The following is a 20,409-nucleotide window of genomic DNA, read 5'->3' on the forward strand; positions in this document are numbered from 1 at the left end:
AATAATGGATCAGTTTGAAAATTAAGAAATTAATTTTCCATCTCAGCGTTAGAATGTCATTAATCGCAATAAACCCATTAAAGATCTCAGTGAAACACGCTCCTTTTATTATAACGAATACTAATAAAGTATGTATTTTTTAAAGATAAACCTTATGCCATTGAGGGTATTTCGGTTCACCAAAGGTGCATGCTGATTGCACTCTCAACAAATTCCAAACGAGCTTCTTTGCCAAGCTGCTATTTAGATTAATTGATTATTACTGTTGTCAAAGAGTTGTATGGAATTGTATTTAAGGTCAAAGCGGTGTTGATACAGTCAGTTTTTTCAATATAAACATGTATCAGAGTAAATTAGATAAGGAGGCCTAAAAGGAAATAAAGACAAAGAAATTAGGAAAAATGCACTCGAGGTGCAATTTTCCTAATTAAAAGACTTAAGGGCACCAAAAAACACTTAGCTTTAAATCAGGCAACCCCAAAACAGCTCTTAGGGGTATATCCAATTCTGAGCCCTGCTGTTTAGCTTGTTCATACATAGCGCGCTTTTCTTCGCCGCTAATTAACAAAATCGCATGTTGTGTATTTGCGATACCAGCCAACGTTAAGCTCATACGTTCAGTGATACTACCTGTTACTTCACTCTCATTAGCGTTAATTGCACAAACAAGTTGCTCTGTTTCCAATGCCGCATCTAAACCTTCGGCATGAGGAAACAATGATGCAGTATGACCATCAGGACCCATGCCTAATATAGTAACATCAAATGGTGCCTTTAATGTTTGATAGCGCGCTTCCACTTCATCTTGACCAAGAACAGCCGTACTTGCGCTATTTTTCATGGTTACAAATTGGGCTCTAGATGCTTTTTCTTGTAATAGCGTATTTTGGATAAAAGCCTCATTAGACTTTTCATGACTCGGAGAAACCCAGCGCTCGTCAACCATAGCTACCGTAACTTTGCTCCAATCAAGATCCAAACTTGATAGACGCTTGTATGCTGGTGCAGGTGATGACCCGCCAGACACTAACATGCTAGCCCCAGAGTCACCTTCAAGCGCAGAGTTCAAAGTACTTTCTAAAATAGATGCCAAATGCTCAGTCATCGCATCTTTTGAATCAAAAAACTGTTCGTTTATGATAGCCATTAGCTATTTTCTCCAACGTTAAACCAAGCGTGGTCCTTTTCTGCTAACAATTCATCGGCTGATTCAGGTCCCCAAGAGCCCGCACGATAAAGTGCTGGAGTCCCTTTTTCCTGCCACCTTGCGATAATCGGATCTATCCACTTCCACGCTTGTCTTACTTCATCTCTGTGAATAAACAACGACGGGTTATTCGCCGCGGCATCTAACATCAAGCGTTTGTATGCATCTGAGTGGAATCCATTGCTGTATTTTTCACTCAATTCGATATTAAGATTAACTGGCTCTAGCTGCATTTCTAAGTTATCTAACCTTTTCGACATCAGTGTCAACTGAATGCTTTCCTCAGGTTGTAGCCTTATGATTAATCTGTTTGGTAAGATTGGCCCAACTGTGTCGTCATATACATTGTGAGAAACCGGCTTATACTCGACAACAATTTCAGCACAACGTTGCTTCATCCGTTTGCCCGTTCTTAAGTAGAAAGGCACACCAGACCAACGCCAGTTATCAATATGGGCACGAATTGCGACAAATGTCTCTGTCGTGCTTGACCCTTCCCCTAACTCTTCCAAATAACCAGGAACTAGATTACCGTTTAACTCTCCAGGAACGTATTGGCCTCGAACCACGTTTGAATCTACCAACTCGTCTGTAAGTGGTCGTAACGCTTCCAAAACTTTCAACTTTTCATTTCGAATACGGTTGGCATTTAGCTTATGAGGCGATTCCATTGCAACAAGGCAAAGCAGTTGAAGGAGGTGATTCTGAACCATATCTCTTAACGCACCAGCCTTGTCATAGAAGCCAGCTCGGCTCTCTAGACCAACAGTTTCTGAGATACTAATTTGGATATTATCGATGGTTTTAGCATCCCATAGATTTTCAAAAAGCACATTCGAAAATCTAAGTGCCATTAGGTTTTGAACTGTTTCTTTTCCTAGGTAGTGGTCAATTCGGAAGATCTGGTCTTCGTCAAAAAACTCAGCAATTTTTGCGTTTATTTCTTCTGCTGATTCACCACAATAACCAATTGGCTTCTCAACTACAACGCGTGAATTTTCGCTGATCAATAACTTTTTAGACAGAAGCTCACAGCAGGTACCGTAAACGGCAGGTGGTAATGACAGATAAAATACACGAGATTTATCTTTGTCATCTTGCTCTAAAATATTTCTTAATACATCCCAGTTGTCATCGGCTTCTGTAACATTGACAACAACTGGCACGATGAACTTAGAAAAGGCATTCCAGTCAGCTTGGTTGTATTCTCCCTGACCTAAATGCTGTTGAAGTGCTTTCCCTGCGGTTTCTACATATTCGTTTCTTTTATTTTCTTCTCGAACAGTCGGTAGAATACGGCTACCTTCGGGCAAGTTGCCTTCTTGATATGCACGATACATAGCTGGCAACAATTTTCTCAACGCTAAGTCGCCGCCCCCACCAAAAATTACGATATCAAATGGATTAAGCATAATTATTTCTCACAAGGTTAGGCGCGCAGTCATTACTCCAAAGAGAACACGCGCTACAATCAAAACCGTTTGGTGTTTTCGTAAACATGCCAAACACAACTTCACTTATAGGATTGAATTCGTTCTCAGACCACTATTTTGCTTGGGTTGAAGGTGAAAATTGCCAAGCACTCATTCAGTATATTTAAACGCTTTAGATATCTTTATAAAAATGAGTCTTAGGGGCTCTGTAATTCCTCTCACAAAAATACAGGCCCTAAGTACTCCAGCGCTACCCGTTCAAAGGTATTCTTTACTTTTGTTGCTATCAAGCAACGTAATTACTTGTTTCTCTTTTGCTTGTAGTAAGCAATTAACCCAGACGTCGAACTATCATGTTCGTGACTGATATTTTCATTCGTTAATTCTGTTTCGATGTTACTTGCCAAGCCCTTGCCAAGCTCTACGCCCCATTGGTCAAATGAACAAACACTTAAAATAATGCCTTGGCAGAAGATCTTATGTTCATACATTGCAATTAAACGACCAACGGCTTTCGCATCTACTTTATCTAAAATGATTGACGTAGTAGGACGATTACCTTTGTGAATTTTATGAGCGACTAATTGCTCAATTTCACTCTCAGACTTGCCCTTTTCTTTTAGCTCTGCTCGAACTTGATTTTCATCTACTCCAGCCATCATCGCTTCAGTTTGCGCGAAAAAGTTAGACAGCAATACATCATGATGCTTTCCAAGCGCGATTTGAGGCTCTACCGAAGCAATAAAGTCCGCAGGTACAATGACATTGCCTTGGTGTAAACATTGATAAAACGCATGCTGTCCATTAATTCCTGTCATGCCCCAAATAATTGGCACAGTTGTATACGGAACAGTTTGCCCGTTAAATGTTACATGTTTACCATTGCTTTCCATTTCGCCTTGTTGAAGGTAAGCTGGCAACATATGTAGAGCCTGATCGTACGGCAAAATCGCTTGCGATGTATGACCTAAAAAGCTTGTATTCCAAACACTTAATAACGCCATTATAAGAGGAATATTTTGCTCAAACTCAGCCGTTTTAAAGTGAGTATCTATCTCAAAAGCACCTTCTAAAACCTCAACAAAGGTTTCATAACCAAGGTACAATGCGATCGGTAGACCAATTGCACTCCACAGGGAGAATCGTCCACCTACCCAATCCCACATGGTAAATACATTTTCGTCGGCAATACCAAATGCACGCGTTTTTTCTAAGTTGGTACTTACCGCAACAAAGTGTTTTGCTACGGCGCCTTTGTCTTCGGCGCTTTCTAAGAACCAGTCAACCGCAGAGCGCGCATTATTCATGGTCTCTGAAGTAGTGAACGTCTTAGAAGAAATCACAAATAAAGTCGTTTCTGGCTGAATTTTTTTCAATACCTGTGCCAGCTGCACGCCATCCACATTTGATACGTAATGAACGTTTAGCTTACCGTCACTATATGCATTTAAAGCTTCCGTTACCATCTGCGGGCCTAAGTTTGAACCACCCACACCAATAGCGACAATATCTTTTACAGCTTGACCCGTATACCCTGTCCATTCACCACTTCGAACCCGGTCAGTGAAGACTTTCATCTTTTCAAGTTCAGCTTGGACTTGCTCTGTCACATTCACGCCATCAACATAAATTGGAGACGCATCTCTATTTCTAAGTGCCACGTGTAAGACGGCTCGGTCTTCTGTGAAATTAATTTTTTCCCCAGAAAACATCTTGTCACGCCAAGATGCTATATCAGCCTCTTTCGCCAGCTGAATTAATTGTTCGAACGCAGAGTCATTGATGAGCTGTTTAGAGAAATCAAAAAGTACGCCAGGTATTTGGCGAGAAAATTTATCGAAGCGCCCACTATCAGCCTCAAAAAGAGTCTTTAAATGCTGTTCTTTTAGTTGTTCTGATGCTGCTGATAATGCTTGCCAACTTGCTAACGTTGTACGGCAATTCATAATTTTTCCCCTAGCGATGATAGTGTGCCAAATACATAAAATACACACATAAACATATTCGAGCGTTAACCATAAGTTAAAATGACAACGCTGTCAAACTGCATGTTCCTCATTTTACTTTGCATATAATAACTGATTTTTTATTTTTTGACACCGGTATCATTAAATTTATTAAAGTTATTCAGTAACTGTTAAAATGCAGCGGGGTCTAAATTTGATCGTTTCATGAAAAGCTGAAATATACTATATTGCCTTATAACTACTAATTGGCGTTGTAATTTAGTATCAAAAGCCAGCAAAAAAGAGTGATTACAAATAAATGACTCAAAATTCGGCCACAATTTAAGCCTATTTCCTATAGAAGAAAAAAAATGAAAGTAACCATCAACGACGTCGCAAAACATGCGGGCGTGTCAATGAAAACTGTATCAAGGGTTATCAATAAAGAACCCTCTGTAAGAAAAAAAACTTATGATCTGGTTATGCAAGCTGTTACAGAACTTAACTATCAGCCCAATACCGCAGCGCGTAACTTAGCAGGCACCTCTTCATTTGCAATTGGCCTAGTTTATGACAACCCAAATGCCTACTACGTTATTGATATGCAAAATGGTGTGCTCTCTCGATGCAAAGATGAAGGCTATGAACTTGTCATTCATCCTTGTTGCGCTCAAGATCCCGAGATGCACAAAGAGATTGCAACAATGATCCAACGCTCTAGGCTGGCTGGATTAGTATTAACACCTCCTCTTTCTGAGCAACAAGATATTATTGAAATGCTTGATGAACTAGGTATAGCGTATGTGCGCTTACTATCAGGACAAGATAAAACGCCCAAAAACCAAACAGAAACCCCAACAAGCCCAAAAGCTAATAACTGCATTTACGTAGACGATTATGCTGCTGCATATGAAATCACAGTCCACTTAATTAATTTAGGCCACAAAACCATTGCATTTGCATGTGGGGACGCAGAACACAAATCAACAACTGAGCGCTTAGCCGGTTATCAAAACGCACTTAAGGACCATAACCTGACAGTAGATGAGAACCTAATATATGAAGGTAACTATTCTTTCGAATCAGGTGTAGAAGGCGCAAAAGCGCTATTGAAAAATAATAATGAGTCCAATATAACCGCGATTTTGGGCGGTAACGATGAAATAGCGGCTGGAGCATTATTTGCCGCCCGATTGATGAATATTGCGATACCCGAACAACTATCGATTTCAGGGTTCGAAGACTCGCCTTTCTCGAGGCAAACTTGGCCTAAATTAACAACGGCTCATCAAGCAAATAGTGTCATATCTGAACATGCTGCGAGGTTGCTGTTTTCAAAAACACGAGGCAGTAGAAAACAAGATAAAGATATCATTACGACCTTCACACCAAGTGTCGTGATCCGAGAAAGTACAGGGCCAGCACCTAATTAACACAACAGAATTAGTTGGCGCTCACAGTAGCGCCAACCCTCTTGTGACATTTGCTACGCTGGTAAACCCTAAAGATTTTAATGCCTCAGCCACCTTCTGTGAACGTCGGCCACTTCTGCAAACAATGACATAAGACTTTCGTGGGTCAAGTGTACCGTCAATATAAGCATTAACTACACGGCCTGCAGGCACATTCATAATACGCCCTTTATCGTTTGGACTGAGCTTTTTGGTTAATTCAGTCGTAGAAGCTTGATGTTCCCCTCTCTCTCTTATATCGAGGATCTGAGCGTCATATTTATCTATCCAGCTTGTCACGTCCTTTCGCGTTATTAACGCGACGGGCTCAATTTCTTCTTGTTTCAAACTGCCTTGATTTCGTTCTATTTCTTGTTTGCTTAAATATATATTTCCCTGAGAAATCACTACCTCGCCATCTGCAAGCTTTTTGGATTTAAATTGTTCAGGTGACAAATCTGCTAGGATTACGCCTTTCTCTCCCTCATAGCAGGTCCACTTAAAAATAACGCCCTGCCTTTCAGTCTCAAATTTTGATGTTATCTGCCAGCTTTTACCCGACACTGAAATTTCTTCTGATCTCGAGTTTTCGAGTTTCAAGGTATCTGCACTATTACCAAAAACACGCTCTATGTTTCTTTTAATATGTTCGTCTTTGCAGGTATCATTGGTCAGCAGAAAAACCAATCGCTCAGTGTCGATTGCATCGACGTAATATTTCAATTTCGCCAATAAAGGGTCAATTGGGTTTATTACAATCATTTCCTTTTCTTTAGATATAAATAACCAGCACCCTGTAGATTGGTAATTTAGCCAAGTAAAGCCGCCCCATTGCGAATAGTTTAAGCCATTTTCTTTTACCCAAGCGTCTTCAGAGATCAACAAAGACTTCATTTTACGGATAGCTTTGCATGCTTTTTCAATAAACTCAGTGCTGTCCGCAGGACCAAATGACATACGAATTGCATTTGAACACTGCCAATCGCTCAACCCCATTGCTTCCAATACAAAACTGCGGGAGACACCTGAACTACAAGCAGATCCGCCGCTGACTCGAATACCTGCCGCGTCAAACAAATCTATCAGTTCTTTGCCTGTGAGATAGTCAATTGAAAAATTCAACGTAGTCGGTACAGACAAGTCAAAAGCGTGATGAAAACAGATATTAGTAAAAGTGTCTTTTAGAGCCATTACAAGCATATCTCGGTGCAACTGCAATTTGTTGTGGGGCTGAAAGACTTCATTTTGACCATTTAACAGTGAAAATAGAGTATGTAGACCTGCAATCCCTGGTAAATTCTCCGTGCCCGAACGCATCCCTGACTCCTGCCCACCACCTGCGATAAAAGGGATATATGGTCGCCCATCGCGAATATACAAAAACCCAATGCCTTTTGGCGTATACAGCTTATGGCCTGAGAACGCAGCATAGTCGATTGAAATCGAATCCATTTGCAACGGTACTTTTCCCAATGCCTGAACACAATCGACAAGCCAAGCCACCTCTGGATTATGATCCCGAATCACCTTCTCAAGTGCTGTTAAATCTTGCGTAACCCCAGTCTCATTATTAACAGCCATCGTACATATCACCACAGCCTGTGATACATGCTGTGCAATAAATTGATAATCCAATATGCCCTCACCATTTACCGGGATCTCCAAAACATCTGCATTGAGGCCAAGTATGGCATTCCAATGCTTTAACGTGTTTGGTACCGCTTTGTGCTCTGTCGCGCCATATAAAAGGACCGGCTTCGATATACTTTTGTGCACCGTTTGCAGATATTGATTCAGCGCAGAAACAATGGCGGTTTGGATCCCTTCTGTTGCTCCAGAAGTAAACAGCAACTCACCATCTTTGCTGCCAATCAACCGTTTGCCGAGTTGCCTTGTTTGTTCAAGCAAGTTTTTTGCTGTTAAGCCTGCAATATGTGAGCTAGAGGGGTTACCAAAGTTTATTGTCATACTTTGCATCACACTATCTGATATTGAAGTCAGAACAGGTGTCGTTGCATTGGCATCAAGGTAAATCTGGGCAGAAGGAGAAGTGTTCACGTGTACCGCTTATAACTATATGTACTAAGTTATTCCATTTTACACAAAAACATCTACTTCGTTAAGTTCAATAATGTATTCATATTGAAGTCGAACTAATACAAACTAAAAAGGAGCGCTGTGCGCTCCTTTTATCAACTCTTATCGATTAGATTAACCGACCTGCATGTGTCGTTGACTTGATGACCATGCATTACCCAATGCTTTGACCAAGGATGCCAAAGGAATTGCAAAAAACACTCCCCAAAACCCCCATAGCCCGCCAAAAAATAGGACTGCAACAATAATGTATACAGGGTTAAGATCTACCGCTTCTGAAAATAATAGTGGCACCAATAAATTGCCATCTAAAGCTTGAATAATGCCGTATACAATTAATATGGTCCAAAATTCAGGTGCCATGCCAAATTGAAATAGTGCCACTGCTGCTACTGGAATAGTAACTAGCGCAGCACCAATAAAAGGAATAAGTACAGACAGTCCAACCAAAGTACCAAGCAAAGCAGCATAACGTAGATCAAGTACCGCAAATGCAATAAAACTAGTTCCACCTACAATCACTATCTCTATCACTTTTCCGCGAATGTAGTTCATTATTTGATGATCCATTTCTTCCCAAACCTGGGTTATTAGCTTTCGGTCTTTGGGGATCAATTGCTTAATCCCCGACGTCAAGGTTCCTTTATCTTTCAGCATGAAAAACACCAACAAAGGCACCAAAATAAGATAAATGAGCCATGCGACTAAGTCTTTAATCGAAGTCAGTGATACCGAGACAATTAACTCTCCTAACGCGAGAACTTTGCTTTCAACACCTGTAACAATGTTTTGTACTTGTTGTACTGAAATTAAATTGGGGTAGTCTTCTGGTAAGTGGAGCAGATAATCTCGACCTTTTTCCACCATACTTGGCGCTTCCTGGACGAGATTACTTGCTTGAGACCATAAAACAGGAACGATGACTAATAGCAGCGCTAAAACGACACCAACAAAACCCAACATAACTATATTTGTCGCCATCAAACGACTAGGCATAACTCGCTGCAACCGTGTCACTGGCCAATCGAGCAAATATGCGATGACCAAAGCCACAAGAACAGGAATGACAAAAGAGCCAAAAAAGTACAACATGGTCGCTGTAAAGACGAGCATCAACAATAAAGTGACCGAGTCTGGATCCGAAAATTTTTCTTGATACCAAGATTTTATTAACTCAAACATCCGTGATGTGTACCTCAATAAAGTTAAAGTTGCCTTCTTCTGTTAAGACATGGCGATACGCTTGGCGAGATAAGTAACGCTTTATATCGGAAAGATCTTGAGTTCGACTGCAAATAAATCTGATTTTTCCAATATTCAGGTTCTTCAACTGCCATTTAAATTGGACAAACAATTGAGGACAATTGTAATGCCTTAAATCAATTGTTGTTAGTTCTATGTTTTGCACCTTCATAGGCTACGAAAAGCCCCACCCGTTAACTTTAGGTTAAAAACCAACACTTATAAAACGCTATAAATACATTTTAAATACATTGGAAACGCAATATATACTTTTAATTTTGATTCAATATCATGATACCGCTTTATAAGATACCTCTATAGTAAATAGCAAGCGAATAATCCTGTATTTTACTCATATTCCAGCGTCTTTCTGTAGCTTGAACTAGGGCAATGGTTTATTCTTATAACAACAACAAGCTTTACGGGAAACAATATGCCAAAAGCACACAACAAGGCACGTTTGCCGGCGAACCCCACACTTAAAGAAATCAATTGGTACAAAAAGCAAATCAATTGGGGGGAGCTCCCGCCGTTTTATCATCTTGTCGCTTCTTCAGTCAGTGAGAGTGAAGGGATTTTTCAGCACGGATTTGATAATGCTATCAAACGGTTATTAGACAAGCGTAATTGGAATTTACAGCTTTTGGACGGTTATGAGGACGATAACGGCATCGTCCATTGTAATAGTGCACCAAAAATTACTCTACACCAGGCATTTACAGATCGCGGATACGAGCTTTGGGCTTTTCCAATTGCTCGCAATGTAAAAGTCGACACATATCTAAAAGACAATAAATATCTTGAGTTTAATGTGTGGGACCCCCATACCATGAAGACACTCATTAGATTTAGTCAAATGCATAAATTCATTCGATTTTATTTTGAGCGCGGTGACATCGCGGATAAAGCGTTGATCTTGCACGCACACAAGGTTGTACATCAAACTATCTCCCTTTTGAAAAGAGAATTGAACGTTGTGAGCGTTGACGGTGTCTCAATAAAAGATTTTTACCTGTTATGCGAAAAAGACGCCCGAGCCTGTGAAGACGAAATAAACTTAGCTAAAATCATGCTCGGTGACGACTACAAGAAGGATTAGAATGCGATTTAAAAAAGCACTTGCAACGACTTTATGCGCACTCGCACTAAGTTACTCTACAGCCAATAATGCATCCGAGTTTAGGCTCCCAGACCTTGGTACGTCGGCAGTGCAAGTTTTACCAATTGAAAAAGAGCAAGCCATCGGTGAAGTGATGATGATGCAGATCCGCTCTAGCTCGCCCTTAGTTCAAGACCCTGTTCTCAATGAGTACCTGTCTGCACTAGGCAATAAACTCGTCGCCAGTGCTAATGACGTTAGATTTCCATTTAAGTTCTTTTGGCTGAACAACAAAGCGATTAACGCTTTTGCATTTTATGGTGGACATGTAGGAGTCCATACGGGCCTGATAGCGCAGTCTGATAATGAGAGTCAACTTGCATCAGTACTGGGCCATGAAATAGCCCACGTTACGCAAAGGCACTTGGCAAGAAGAATCCAACAGGCCAAAGACAACAGTGCGCTAACTATCGCTGGCATGATCACAGGGATTTTGGCCACCGTTGTAGCACCTGACGCCGGTATGGCAATCCTTGCAGCCAATAGCACGCAAGCCGCTTTGAGCCAGTTAACCCACAGCCGAAAAGCAGAACAAGAAGCAGATAGATTCGGTATGCAAACGCTGCAAAAAGCTGGCTATGATCCATATGCCGCTAGTGAGTTTTTAACTAAGCTTGCATCCCAAGTTCGATTTAAAAACAAGCCCCCTGCATTTTTGCTTACTCACCCCTTACCAGATTCTCGTGTATCTGATGTCAGACTGCGAGCCCAGCAATACCCAAAACGCTATGTGCCAAGCAGCGAAGATTTTCACTACGCACAAAATCGGGTAATGGCTCGCTACCAGCTAAGCAAAGAAGATGCTCAGGCCTATTTTGAAAACACTTTGAGAACCAGTACAGAGCTCGACAAGAGTCATTATGAGTACGGACTGGCAATTTCATTGCTTGATCAAAAAAAGTATGACCAAGCTGAGAAAATTATAAATAAGCTCTTAAAATTAAAGCCTAATAACTTGTTTTTCTTAGATGTTTATACAGATATTAAACTCGGTCAAAAAAAATATGACCAAGCTCTGTCACTGTTAGAACAGAAGCACCAGCTTCGCCCGAACAATCAGGTCATCACTTTAAATTTAGCTAACACAGCCATCAAAGCAAAAATGTACGAAAAGGCAGAACAACTGCTTAAAGTGTTTTTATTAGAAAAGCCAAATCATGTACTCGCCAAACAATTGCTCACAGAAACTTATGAACTGAGTGAAAATAAAGCGGCTTATCATGAATCGCGCGCTAGTTTACTATCTCACTACGGTGCATTCATGAAAGCGGCAGATGAAGTACAAAAAGCACTTAACTTCATTGAAAAAGAAGATGAAATTAAAAAATTGCGCTTAAAAGCTTTGCTCACAAAATATCGAGGCATGCAAAAAGAGCTTGCTAAATTGTAACCCTACATGTTGCCTATCCACTTACTTATGGACAATATTTTGTCCATATATAAAGATAGGCACACCTTTTTCAATCAGTTACAATCAAACAATACAACTATAAGTTACAGTTTCAAAAGGTCCATTATGTCAGTAACTATTTACCACAATCCTCGTTGTTCGAAGTCTCGTCAAACTCTTGCATTGCTTGAAGAAAATGATATTCAGCCAGAGATCGTAGAGTATTTAAAAACCCCCATTGATGAAAGCACCCTTGACACATTAATATCAAAATTAGGGTTTGATTCTGCACATCAATTGGTGCGCAATAAAGAAACCATCTATAAAGAACTAGGCCTAAGCAAGGACAGTGACGAGCAGACGCTAAGAAACGCCATGCTTGAAAACCCAAAGTTGATAGAGCGACCAATTGTGGTAAAGGGTGAAAAAGCAGCACTGGGCCGCCCACCTGAGTCAGTATTAGATATTATTTAAATATGGCGACAATACTCGTTTTATACCATTCTAGCCATGGCTCAGTCGAAGCCATGGCTAACGAAATAGCCGAAACACTAAGTGCCCAAGGTGCAACGGTCCGTTTACGCACCTTTGTACAAAGGCAGCCTCACGATATCGTAGTAACGAAACAAGACCTTATTGAATGTGATGGACTTGCATTTGGTACACCAACACGATTTGGCATGATGGCGGCTCAAGCAAAAACGTTTTGGGAAACAACCAGTGATGTTTGGTTAAAAGGGCAGCTTATAGATAAACCAGCATGTGTGTTCTCGTCATCAAGTAGCATGCACGGCGGTAACGAAGCGACATTATTGAACTTGTCTCTGCCTTTGTTGCATCACGGTATGATGCTGATGGGCGTCCCCTACGATGTACCTGAGTTATTGTCTACCGAAAGCGGAGGGACACCATATGGTGCAACTCATGTTGCAGGGCTGGACAACAGCGACCAGCTAACAGAAACTGAAATAAAAATATGTCGAGCCGTCGCTACTCGCCTATACACGGTTGCAAAAAAGTTATTATGAATCAGACTCCAAAACAACCTAAAACAAAACAATTTCACCAACTCGCTCTATTTGGCTATTTTGGTTTATTGTTGCTCATGCCTATTTGGCTATTTTTGGTTTCTCCAAGAGAGGGACATAGCGTTGGATTTATGTTTGTTGTGTATATTCTTCCTCTGCTGTTACCTTTGAGAGGCATACTGCAAGACAAACCTTATACATTTGCGTGGGCAAATTTTGTCGTGCTCATATACTTTATACATGGCTTTACCCTATTGTGGATTGCCACCGATGAGCTATTGTGGGTTATTCTAGAATTGATATTCGCCTCTGCCATGTTTGTGGGATGTACTTATTACGCAAAGCTAAGAGGCCAAGAACTCGGCCTAAAGATCCGCAAACTTAAAGACGATTTAGCCGACGAAAAAGCAGCGCACGAGCACCAAGAAAAATAACTCGCTTATTATTTTAAAAACATAAAGCCACTCTTTACAGTGGCTTTTTCATTTAAATCATTTGGTAGGTTAAGCTCGACCACCGGTTATTTTATTTGCCCTGCCCTCTTCTTTGGCTTTGTCTGCTCTTCGACGCCTTGCTTCTTTTGGATCAGCGATTAGCGGTCTATATATCTCAATGCGATCACCTTCTTTAACCACCTGATGTAACTTGACAGTTCTATTCCAAATCCCCAAGCTTAAGTTGGTTGGATCGATTTCTGGGCATTGCTCTAATATCCCTGACTGCATCACAACGTGCTCAGCAGAGGTACCTTCAGCTACATCTACTGTTAGGCAAGTCGCTTTATCAGGTAACGCAAATACAACTTCAATCTTAATCATTTACCTAGCTCCGTAGACAGACTTTGCGCGCTTAGTAAACGCAGCCACCATATTTTTAGCGACTTCATTAAAAACCTTGCCAAAAGCAAGCTCTATCAATTTGCTGGCAAATTCGAATTCTAACTTTAAATTTACCTTACAGGCATGTTCATCTAATTCAACAAACTCCCAGTAGCCTTGCAAAGATTTAAAAGGACCATCAACAAGCTGCATTTTCACTCGATTGCCTTCAAATTGATTTTTAGTTGTGAACCACTTAGTCAGACCTGCCTTCGATATTTCTAAACTCGCCGTCATTTCATCATGTGAACTGCTTAGCACTTTCGCGCCAGAACAGTTAGGTAAGAAATCAGGATAAGCGTTTACATCATTGACCAGATCAAACATCTCTTGTGTGCTGTACATCACCAATGCACTTTTTTCTACTTGTGGCATACGTTCTCCAAACTTTACTGGCCCAATTTTACCAAGCTTTTAAAGATTTATCTTGTTTGCAGCTCCACTGTGAGCGAAAATATGCCATAAAAATTAAATAACACTGTTTTCCCATTCGATTTGTAGGTAGACTAAGCCATTATGGCAAAGAAAAAATCAAATAAATCAACGAGCAATACCATAGCGCTGAACAAAAAAGCACGCCATGAGTATTTTTTACACGATAAGTTCGAAGCAGGTATGGAACTACAAGGCTGGGAAGTTAAAAGCATCCGCGCTGGTAAGGTTAATATCTCAGAGACTTATATTCATCTTAAAGACGGTGAGGCATTTTTGCTAGGCAGTCAGATTCAGCCATTAAATAGCGCCTCTACCCACGTTATCTGTGATCCACTTCGCTATCGTAAACTGTTACTCAACAAAAGAGAAATTGATAGGCTGATTGGTGCAACCGAGCGAGATGGTTTCTCTTTAGTTGCAACAGCAATGTACTGGAAAAAGTGCTGGGTAAAACTCGAGTTTCATTTAGCCAAAGGTAAAAAGATGCACGATAAACGTGCTGATATTAAAGACAGAGATTGGTCGCGAGACAAAGAGCGATTAATGAAGCACAAGGTTTAAAATGCTCACTAATTTACAGCCTAATTATCTTAGGCTGTATGTGAGTTTGCGTTGCAGTCTTTTAGGGTAAGATTGCCCCAGTTTTAGCATCTATTGTTAAAACAGCTTCTGTTTTTGGATCTTTAATTTTTGCCGTTTCTTTATTAACTAGTGCGCTGCGGGGCACTTGGATTTTACTGCCTGTATCAGGGTTTACTACGATTAAAAATCGAGAGGCTTTTTGCGCGATTTCTTTTGCACCTTGGTTTTTGACAAAGTGGATATCTAGTGTCATTCCCGCTGTTACACCAGCTGTAGCCGAAACTCTAAAGTTATTAATTTCATACTGAGAGTTACTCGACAGTAAATCGTTATCTATATCTTCAACGGTTTTTACTGATGCCTTGGTAAAATCCTTTACCTTATTCATGACCGAGATATCTTTAAGGTTGTCTTTTGCATCCGTCGCTTTTTGTTTTATAGAAGCCGTTAGCCCCTCACCTTTTTCCTTTATATTAACGCCCACTTGGCTATTCCCTTCCTCATCCGTAAAGTTTTTTGTCGCTGTTTCTTTTAATTTATTGAACATATCTTATTCCCTTAAGCTTAATAATCGTCAAATCCGTCGTCTTCAATAATCATGGTATCTGCTTCACCGTCAAAGTCAGTGTCAGCAATAATGGCGTCAACATCTCCGTCACCATCAAGGTCCATTGCAACCGCGTCTATTACACCATCGCCATCGGTATCCATTGCGACAGTATCTATGATGCCATCTCCATCTGTATCAACACCGACGGTATCTACATATCCATCGCCATCGGAATCTATCGCCACGGCGTCAACAACACCATCACCATCTTCATCAATCATCACGGTGTCAACATAACCGTCTCCATCGGAATCTATCGCCACAGTGTCAACAATACCATCACCATCTTGATCAATTCCTACGGTATCAATATAGCCGTCACCATCTACATCGGCGACAACTCCATCACTGATACCATCTCCATCAACATCTACTTCGTATATATCTTCCATAATTATCCCTTTCACAATAGTGTGCATTTTATATGCACAAAGCATTTTCTAGCATAGCCAAATTTATTATTCAACAGTTCAAAAAATAGTAATAAATTTATTTATAAATAAGAGGTTAGATTGATAGAAAGGTAGATTTTGACGCATAAAACGCAAAAAAGCCCCGCAGGGCTTTTTATAAAGAAGCTACTTGTGATTTAGCTTTTGTATTTCTGAACTACGAGTGTGGCGTTAGTTCCACCAAAACCAAAGCTGTTTGACATAACAGTATTTAGTTCAACGTCACGACGCTCAGTTACAATGTCTAAGCCTTTAGCTTCTTCATCTAATTCATCAATGTTGATAGATGGTGTGATGAAGTTATTTTCAAGCATTAGTACCGAGTAAATCGCTTCGTGAACACCCGCTGCACCCAGAGCGTGACCTGTCATCGCTTTTGTTGCGCTGATCGCCGGCGACTTCTCACCAAATAGTTCTTGGATAGCACCCAGTTCTTTCACGTCACCAACAGGTGTTGAAGTACCGTGAGTATTTAGGTAATCAATTTCACCATCTACAGTAGCCATTGCTTGTTTCATACAACGCACAGCGCCTTCACCTGATGGTGCAACCATGTCGTAACCATCTGAAGTTGCACCATAACCTACGATTTCACCGTAAATGTGTGCGCCACGAGCCAATGCGTGCTCAAGCTCTTCGATTACCATGATACCGCCACCACCAGAGATAACAAAACCGTCTCGGTTTGCATCATAAGTACGAGATGCTTTTTCTGGCTCTTCGTTGTACTTAGTTGACAATGCACCCATGGCGTCAAATTCCATTGCCAGCGTCCAGTGAAGTTCTTCACCACCACCTGCAAAAATTACGTCTTGTTTACCTAGTTGAATTTGCTCTACAGCGTGACCAACACAGTGTGCAGATGTAGCGCATGCTGAGCTAATTGAGTAGTTAACGCCTTTGATTTTAAATGGTGTTGCTAGACACGCAGATGTTGTACTTGCCATAGTACGCGGCACCATGTAAGGACCTACACGCTTAACGCCACGCTCACGCAAAATATCAGCAGCTTCTACTTGGTATTTAGAAGAACCACCACCAGAACCAACTACAAGGCCAGTACGTTCATTCGAAACTTGATCTTCTGATAAACCAGAGTCTTCGATAGCTTGTGCCATCGCGATATAAGAGTATGCAGCTGCGTCACCCATAAAGCGGTGCGCTTTACGGTCAACTAGTGCCTTAACATCAATATCAATTTTACCTGACACATTGCTGCGCAAATTCATGTCAGCAAACTCTTGGTTAAAAGCAATACCACTTTTACCCGCTTTCAAAGATTCTAATACTTCTTGCTTGTTGTTACCGATGCTTGAAACAACACCGATCCCCGTAATTACGGCTCTTCTCATGGGTAATTCCCTTAGGACTTAAAAAATTTAGGTGTATTCTACGCGTAAAAGACTGATCAAGTGGTCAGCTTTCCAGCGTACACACGTACTCTGAACTGATATTTGCAAAAATGCAACGGACTAATGCAAATAAAACCAGTAAAATACTTGTCATCAATGAGCATTATACCAACGTATTTCTATGATAAGTAACGCACAAATTCATTTTAACGATTCTGGCACACCTGTCGCCGATAATTTTGATGACGTTTATTTCTCCAACGACGATGGCTTAGCCGAGTCAAATTATGTTTTCTTTGAACAAAATGGGCTACATGAACGATTTAAGAGCCACCCAAGAAAACACTTTGTTGTCGCTGAGACAGGCTTTGGCACAGGCCTGAACTTTCTAAATACTTGGGCTCGTTTTAAGCAAAACGCACACATAGATGGTGTTGAACGCCTTTATTTTATGTCGTTCGAAAAATTTCCTATCAAGTTGAGTGACCTCAAACAAGCACTAGACGCCTGGCCTGCATTGGCGCCACTTTCAAAACAATTATGCGATCAGTACCCAATGGCATTACAGGGATGTCATCGATTAGAATTTGAACAGGGCCGTGTAGTACTCGACTTGTGGTTCGGCGATGTGCAAAGCTCATTGCCGCAAATAGCATATCAGAGCAAAGGCATTGTCGATGCGTGGTATCTAGATGGTTTCGCGCCTAGTAAAAATCCTGATATGTGGCAGCAATCTCTATTTGATGCCATGGCTCATTTGAGCCAACAAAATGCAACTTTTGCCACCTTTACCGCAGCTGGCTTTGTCCGAAGAGGCTTGCAAAGTGCAGGGTTTGAGTGCAAAAAAGTGAAAGGCTATGGCCGTAAACGAGAAATGGTCGTCGGTACACTTATCGCCACTACAGAGCATGCAACTACGCCACGATACTATCAACAAGACGCAGCAGCACTTTCACATGTTGCCGTTATAGGTGGCGGCATAGCGAGTAGCTGTCTTAAATATCACCTTGCAAAGCGTGGCATTAAAACACACTTATTTTGCGAAGATGATGCCCTCGCAAAAGGCGCTTCTCACAATCTACAAGGCGCTGTTTATCCAAACTTACAAAGCGAATTTGGTATTCCATCTGAGTTTTATGCCCATAGCTTTTTGTATGCCAGACGCTTCTATGAACAGCTGAACAAAGCCGGCCATTCATTTGACCATCAATGGTGCGGTGTTTTACTGCAAAGCGTTAACGATAGCAAAAAAGCACAACACGAAAAATTGGCGGCTAGCAAAGTTTTTCCAGAACAGTTGATACGCCAAGTCGATAGTGCAGAGGCGCAGTCGCTCTCAAGTATCGACACGCCATATGGCGGTCTGTTTATTGAGCAAGGGGGTTGGGTAAGCCCTGTACAGCTTACAAAGTCGGTTTTTGACGCAGCTGAGTCTTTAACGCCAGGCGAAAATCTCTTTGCTGTCCAAATCGAGCAACTAGAACACAAAACTGACGGCTGGTATTTAAAGTCGAAGCAACAAACATTTGGCCCTTTTTCTGATGTTTTTATCTGTGCAGGCGAGCATAGCGATAGATTTGAGCAAACCAAAGATATTGGTATTCACGGCGTGAGAGGCCAAGTCTCTCATATCAATGAGGGGGCAGCCTCTTCAAGGCTTTCCACTGTGTTATGCCACAAAGGTTACTTCACCCCTAGTCAGAGCGGGTTGCATTGCATGGGGGCAACTTTTGAAAAGCACAGTAAATCAAGGGTTGTCACCGAACAAGATAATATCACCAACCGCCAACAGCTAGCTGGATTTTATGAAGGTACTGAGTTTGATAAAAGTCTTGGCAATATTGACAGTGCCAAAGCAGCTGTAAGGTGTTGTTTTAACGACCACACCCCTATGATTGGGCAAGTGCAAGACAAAGCGGACTTATTGCAAGCTTATGACAACATCAAACGCGGTAAATATTATGGCTTCACCTCTCAATCGATGCCACATAAAGGATTACATATTGCCACTGGTTTTGGCGCCAGAGGGTTATGCACAGCGCCACTTGTTACGGAACATCTGGTTGCGAGTTTATTTCAAGAACCCCTCCCTTTTAGTGAAAGAGTGCACGAAGCATTGCACCCTGCTCGACTCACTATAAGAGATATGATCCGAAATAAAATATAGCTTCGCGCAAGCTCCAAGCCCGCTATCAGGGCTTGGAGATTTGAATGATCACTCGGCGGTTGGCTTCGCGGCCAATTGGAGTTGTATTAATTGCAACATGGCGTTTTTCACCGAAACCTTCTGTCATGATTTTCTCTGCTGGCACACCTTTGCTCGCCATATACTCTTTAATTGCCATCGCACGCTTTTTAGAAAGGTTTAAGTTTACATTGGTTCCGCCATAGCTATCTGAATAGGCAGATATATAAATTGAGTCAATGTCGGGATCATTGTTTAAATACTCCCCTATCATATCGAGGCGCTTTCGCGAGGAACTGGTTAAATCACTTGAGTTTTTACGGTAGTTCATCACCACAAAAGCAATGTCTTCGAAGCTATAAGGCAATAAGTTATCTCTACACTGTAAAAAGTCCCAATAAGATTTCTTAAAGTTGACTGAAGACAACGCGACGGAAATTTGATCTTGCTTATTGTGCCAATCTTGATAATAAAAAGTAGGCTGATAACCCTTTTCTAACTCTGTCAGCATTTCCCAAGCAACTGGGTTCGCAAGCTCACCATCAAATTTTTTAAGTAATGCCATTTTGCCCATTGAGCGAGCTGGTAAGCCTGCCCGCCAGCTTGGCGGCACAGATTCAAGACCTGCAAAGTCATAGTCCTCCGGTCGGATCACCATATCGAGATTGAAAGTAAGATCTTTATTCTTACTGGCCGATGCACTAAATACTGCTTCTCCATAATAGGGAACCGTATGAGAAAGTGTGCAAGATAATCGAGTCGTTCTATCAACCATCCATTTAGAATCATCGACAGTGGCACTATACTGCCGCATCGCACCATATGCATTGGTAGCTAACACAAGCGTCATAACGGCCGCTAAAGTATTGAAATATAGCTTCACTTTTCTCACTCCAAGTCTATTAAGCCAAAAACAGACTCTATTTTTGTGCCTTCATTCTGATTCACCTTACACATAAGCA

General features: G+C 41.2%; 19 protein-coding genes. 8 read left to right on the forward strand and 11 right to left on the reverse strand.

The window, feature by feature from the left end; genetic code table 11:
* Positions 1-436: 436 nt before the first annotated feature.
* From pgl to pgi, 3 genes are all read right to left on the reverse strand, one after another.
* Positions 437-1,147, reverse strand: a complete 711-nt coding sequence (pgl, locus tag MHN81_RS07475; RefSeq protein WP_023401534.1) for a 6-phosphogluconolactonase — start codon at positions 1,145-1,147, stop codon at positions 437-439.
* Positions 1,147-2,619 (reverse strand): glucose-6-phosphate dehydrogenase, encoded by a 1,473-nt coding sequence (zwf, locus tag MHN81_RS07480; RefSeq protein WP_239425427.1) that lies wholly within the window; start codon positions 2,617-2,619, stop codon positions 1,147-1,149. The genes pgl and zwf overlap by 1 nt, the downstream gene beginning before the upstream one ends.
* 320 nt (positions 2,620-2,939) lie before the next feature.
* Entirely contained in the window at positions 2,940-4,586 is a 1,647-nt protein-coding gene (gene pgi / locus MHN81_RS07485; RefSeq protein ID WP_239425428.1) for a glucose-6-phosphate isomerase, read from the reverse strand.
* A gap of 371 nt (positions 4,587-4,957) precedes the next feature.
* On the opposite strand from pgi, the gene MHN81_RS07490 reads away from it, so the two are divergent.
* Entirely contained in the window at positions 4,958-6,019 is a 1,062-nt protein-coding gene (locus MHN81_RS07490; RefSeq protein WP_023401531.1) for a LacI family DNA-binding transcriptional regulator, read from the forward strand.
* A gap of 21 nt (positions 6,020-6,040) precedes the next feature.
* Here MHN81_RS07490 and MHN81_RS07495 read toward each other — a convergent pair whose 3' ends face one another.
* Together MHN81_RS07495 and MHN81_RS07500 are read right to left on the reverse strand one after the other, a co-directional pair.
* Positions 6,041-8,095, reverse strand: a complete 2,055-nt coding sequence (locus MHN81_RS07495; protein ID WP_239425429.1) for an aminotransferase class V-fold PLP-dependent enzyme — start codon at positions 8,093-8,095, stop codon at positions 6,041-6,043.
* A 153-nt stretch (positions 8,096-8,248) separates the two neighbouring features.
* The gene (locus MHN81_RS07500) at positions 8,249-9,316 is read right to left on the reverse strand and encodes an AI-2E family transporter (RefSeq protein ID WP_023401529.1); all 1,068 of its coding nucleotides are present in this window, start codon (positions 9,314-9,316) and stop codon (positions 8,249-8,251) included.
* Positions 9,317-9,809: 493 nt separating this feature from the next.
* Between MHN81_RS07500 and MHN81_RS07505 the strand changes: the two genes are divergently transcribed.
* From MHN81_RS07505 to MHN81_RS07525, 5 genes are all read left to right on the forward strand, one after another.
* Positions 9,810-10,475 (forward strand): hypothetical protein, encoded by a 666-nt coding sequence (locus MHN81_RS07505; protein ID WP_023401527.1) that lies wholly within the window; start codon positions 9,810-9,812, stop codon positions 10,473-10,475.
* Position 10,476: 1 nt separating this feature from the next.
* Positions 10,477-11,925 carry a M48 family metalloprotease gene (locus MHN81_RS07510; RefSeq protein ID WP_239425430.1) on the forward strand — a complete coding sequence of 483 codons (1,449 nt, stop codon included), beginning with the start codon at positions 10,477-10,479 and terminating at the stop codon, positions 11,923-11,925.
* Between the two features lie 126 nt (positions 11,926-12,051).
* Positions 12,052-12,399: an arsenate reductase (glutaredoxin) gene (gene arsC / locus MHN81_RS07515; protein WP_023401525.1), complete on the forward strand. Its 348-nt coding sequence runs from the start codon at positions 12,052-12,054 to the stop codon at positions 12,397-12,399.
* Positions 12,400-12,401: 2 nt separating this feature from the next.
* The gene (gene wrbA / locus MHN81_RS07520) at positions 12,402-12,953 is read left to right on the forward strand and encodes an NAD(P)H:quinone oxidoreductase (RefSeq protein ID WP_023401524.1); all 552 of its coding nucleotides are present in this window, start codon (positions 12,402-12,404) and stop codon (positions 12,951-12,953) included.
* A complete protein-coding gene (locus tag MHN81_RS07525; protein WP_239425431.1) occupies positions 12,950-13,387 on the forward strand; it encodes a DUF2069 domain-containing protein in 438 nt (145 codons plus the stop codon). Before wrbA ends, MHN81_RS07525 begins: the two co-directional genes overlap by 4 nt.
* 69 nt (positions 13,388-13,456) lie before the next feature.
* On the opposite strand, the gene MHN81_RS07530 is transcribed toward MHN81_RS07525, so the two are convergent.
* Both MHN81_RS07530 and MHN81_RS07535 read right to left on the reverse strand, forming a co-directional pair.
* Positions 13,457-13,771, reverse strand: a complete 315-nt coding sequence (locus MHN81_RS07530) for an RnfH family protein (RefSeq protein ID WP_023401522.1) — start codon at positions 13,769-13,771, stop codon at positions 13,457-13,459.
* Positions 13,772-14,206: a type II toxin-antitoxin system RatA family toxin gene (locus tag MHN81_RS07535; RefSeq protein ID WP_023401521.1), complete on the reverse strand. Its 435-nt coding sequence runs from the start codon at positions 14,204-14,206 to the stop codon at positions 13,772-13,774. It lies immediately after the preceding gene.
* Positions 14,207-14,347: 141 nt separating this feature from the next.
* Between MHN81_RS07535 and smpB the strand changes: the two genes are divergently transcribed.
* On the forward strand, positions 14,348-14,827 hold the full coding sequence (gene smpB / locus MHN81_RS07540; protein ID WP_023401520.1) for an SsrA-binding protein SmpB: 480 nt from the start codon (positions 14,348-14,350) through the stop codon (positions 14,825-14,827).
* 61 nt (positions 14,828-14,888) lie between these two features.
* On the opposite strand, the gene MHN81_RS07545 is transcribed toward smpB, so the two are convergent.
* From MHN81_RS07545 to fabB, 3 genes are all read right to left on the reverse strand, one after another.
* Positions 14,889-15,395 (reverse strand): hypothetical protein, encoded by a 507-nt coding sequence (locus MHN81_RS07545; protein ID WP_023401519.1) that lies wholly within the window; start codon positions 15,393-15,395, stop codon positions 14,889-14,891.
* Positions 15,396-15,412: 17 nt separating this feature from the next.
* Positions 15,413-15,850 carry a hypothetical protein gene (locus tag MHN81_RS07550; protein WP_023401518.1) on the reverse strand — a complete coding sequence of 146 codons (438 nt, stop codon included), beginning with the start codon at positions 15,848-15,850 and terminating at the stop codon, positions 15,413-15,415.
* 197 nt (positions 15,851-16,047) lie between these two features.
* Complete coding sequence (fabB, locus tag MHN81_RS07555; protein WP_023401517.1) at positions 16,048-17,262, reverse strand: beta-ketoacyl-ACP synthase I; 1,215 nt, start codon at positions 17,260-17,262, stop codon at positions 16,048-16,050.
* Positions 17,263-17,443: 181 nt separating this feature from the next.
* Here fabB and mnmC point away from each other — a divergent pair, with 181 nt between their 5' ends.
* Positions 17,444-19,429, forward strand: coding sequence for a bifunctional tRNA (5-methylaminomethyl-2-thiouridine)(34)-methyltransferase MnmD/FAD-dependent 5-carboxymethylaminomethyl-2-thiouridine(34) oxidoreductase MnmC (gene mnmC, locus MHN81_RS07560; RefSeq protein ID WP_239425432.1), 1,986 nt, complete (start codon positions 17,444-17,446; stop codon positions 19,427-19,429).
* Between the two features lie 25 nt (positions 19,430-19,454).
* Here the strand turns inward: mnmC and MHN81_RS07565 are convergent, their stop codons facing one another.
* Positions 19,455-20,297, reverse strand: coding sequence for an OmpA family protein (locus MHN81_RS07565; RefSeq protein WP_052027448.1), 843 nt, complete (start codon positions 20,295-20,297; stop codon positions 19,455-19,457).
* Positions 20,298-20,409 lie beyond the last annotated feature (112 nt).

The sequence above is a fragment of the Pseudoalteromonas sp. Of7M-16 genome (assembly GCF_022347805.1).
GTDB lineage: Bacteria > Pseudomonadota > Gammaproteobacteria > Enterobacterales > Alteromonadaceae > Pseudoalteromonas > Pseudoalteromonas luteoviolacea_F.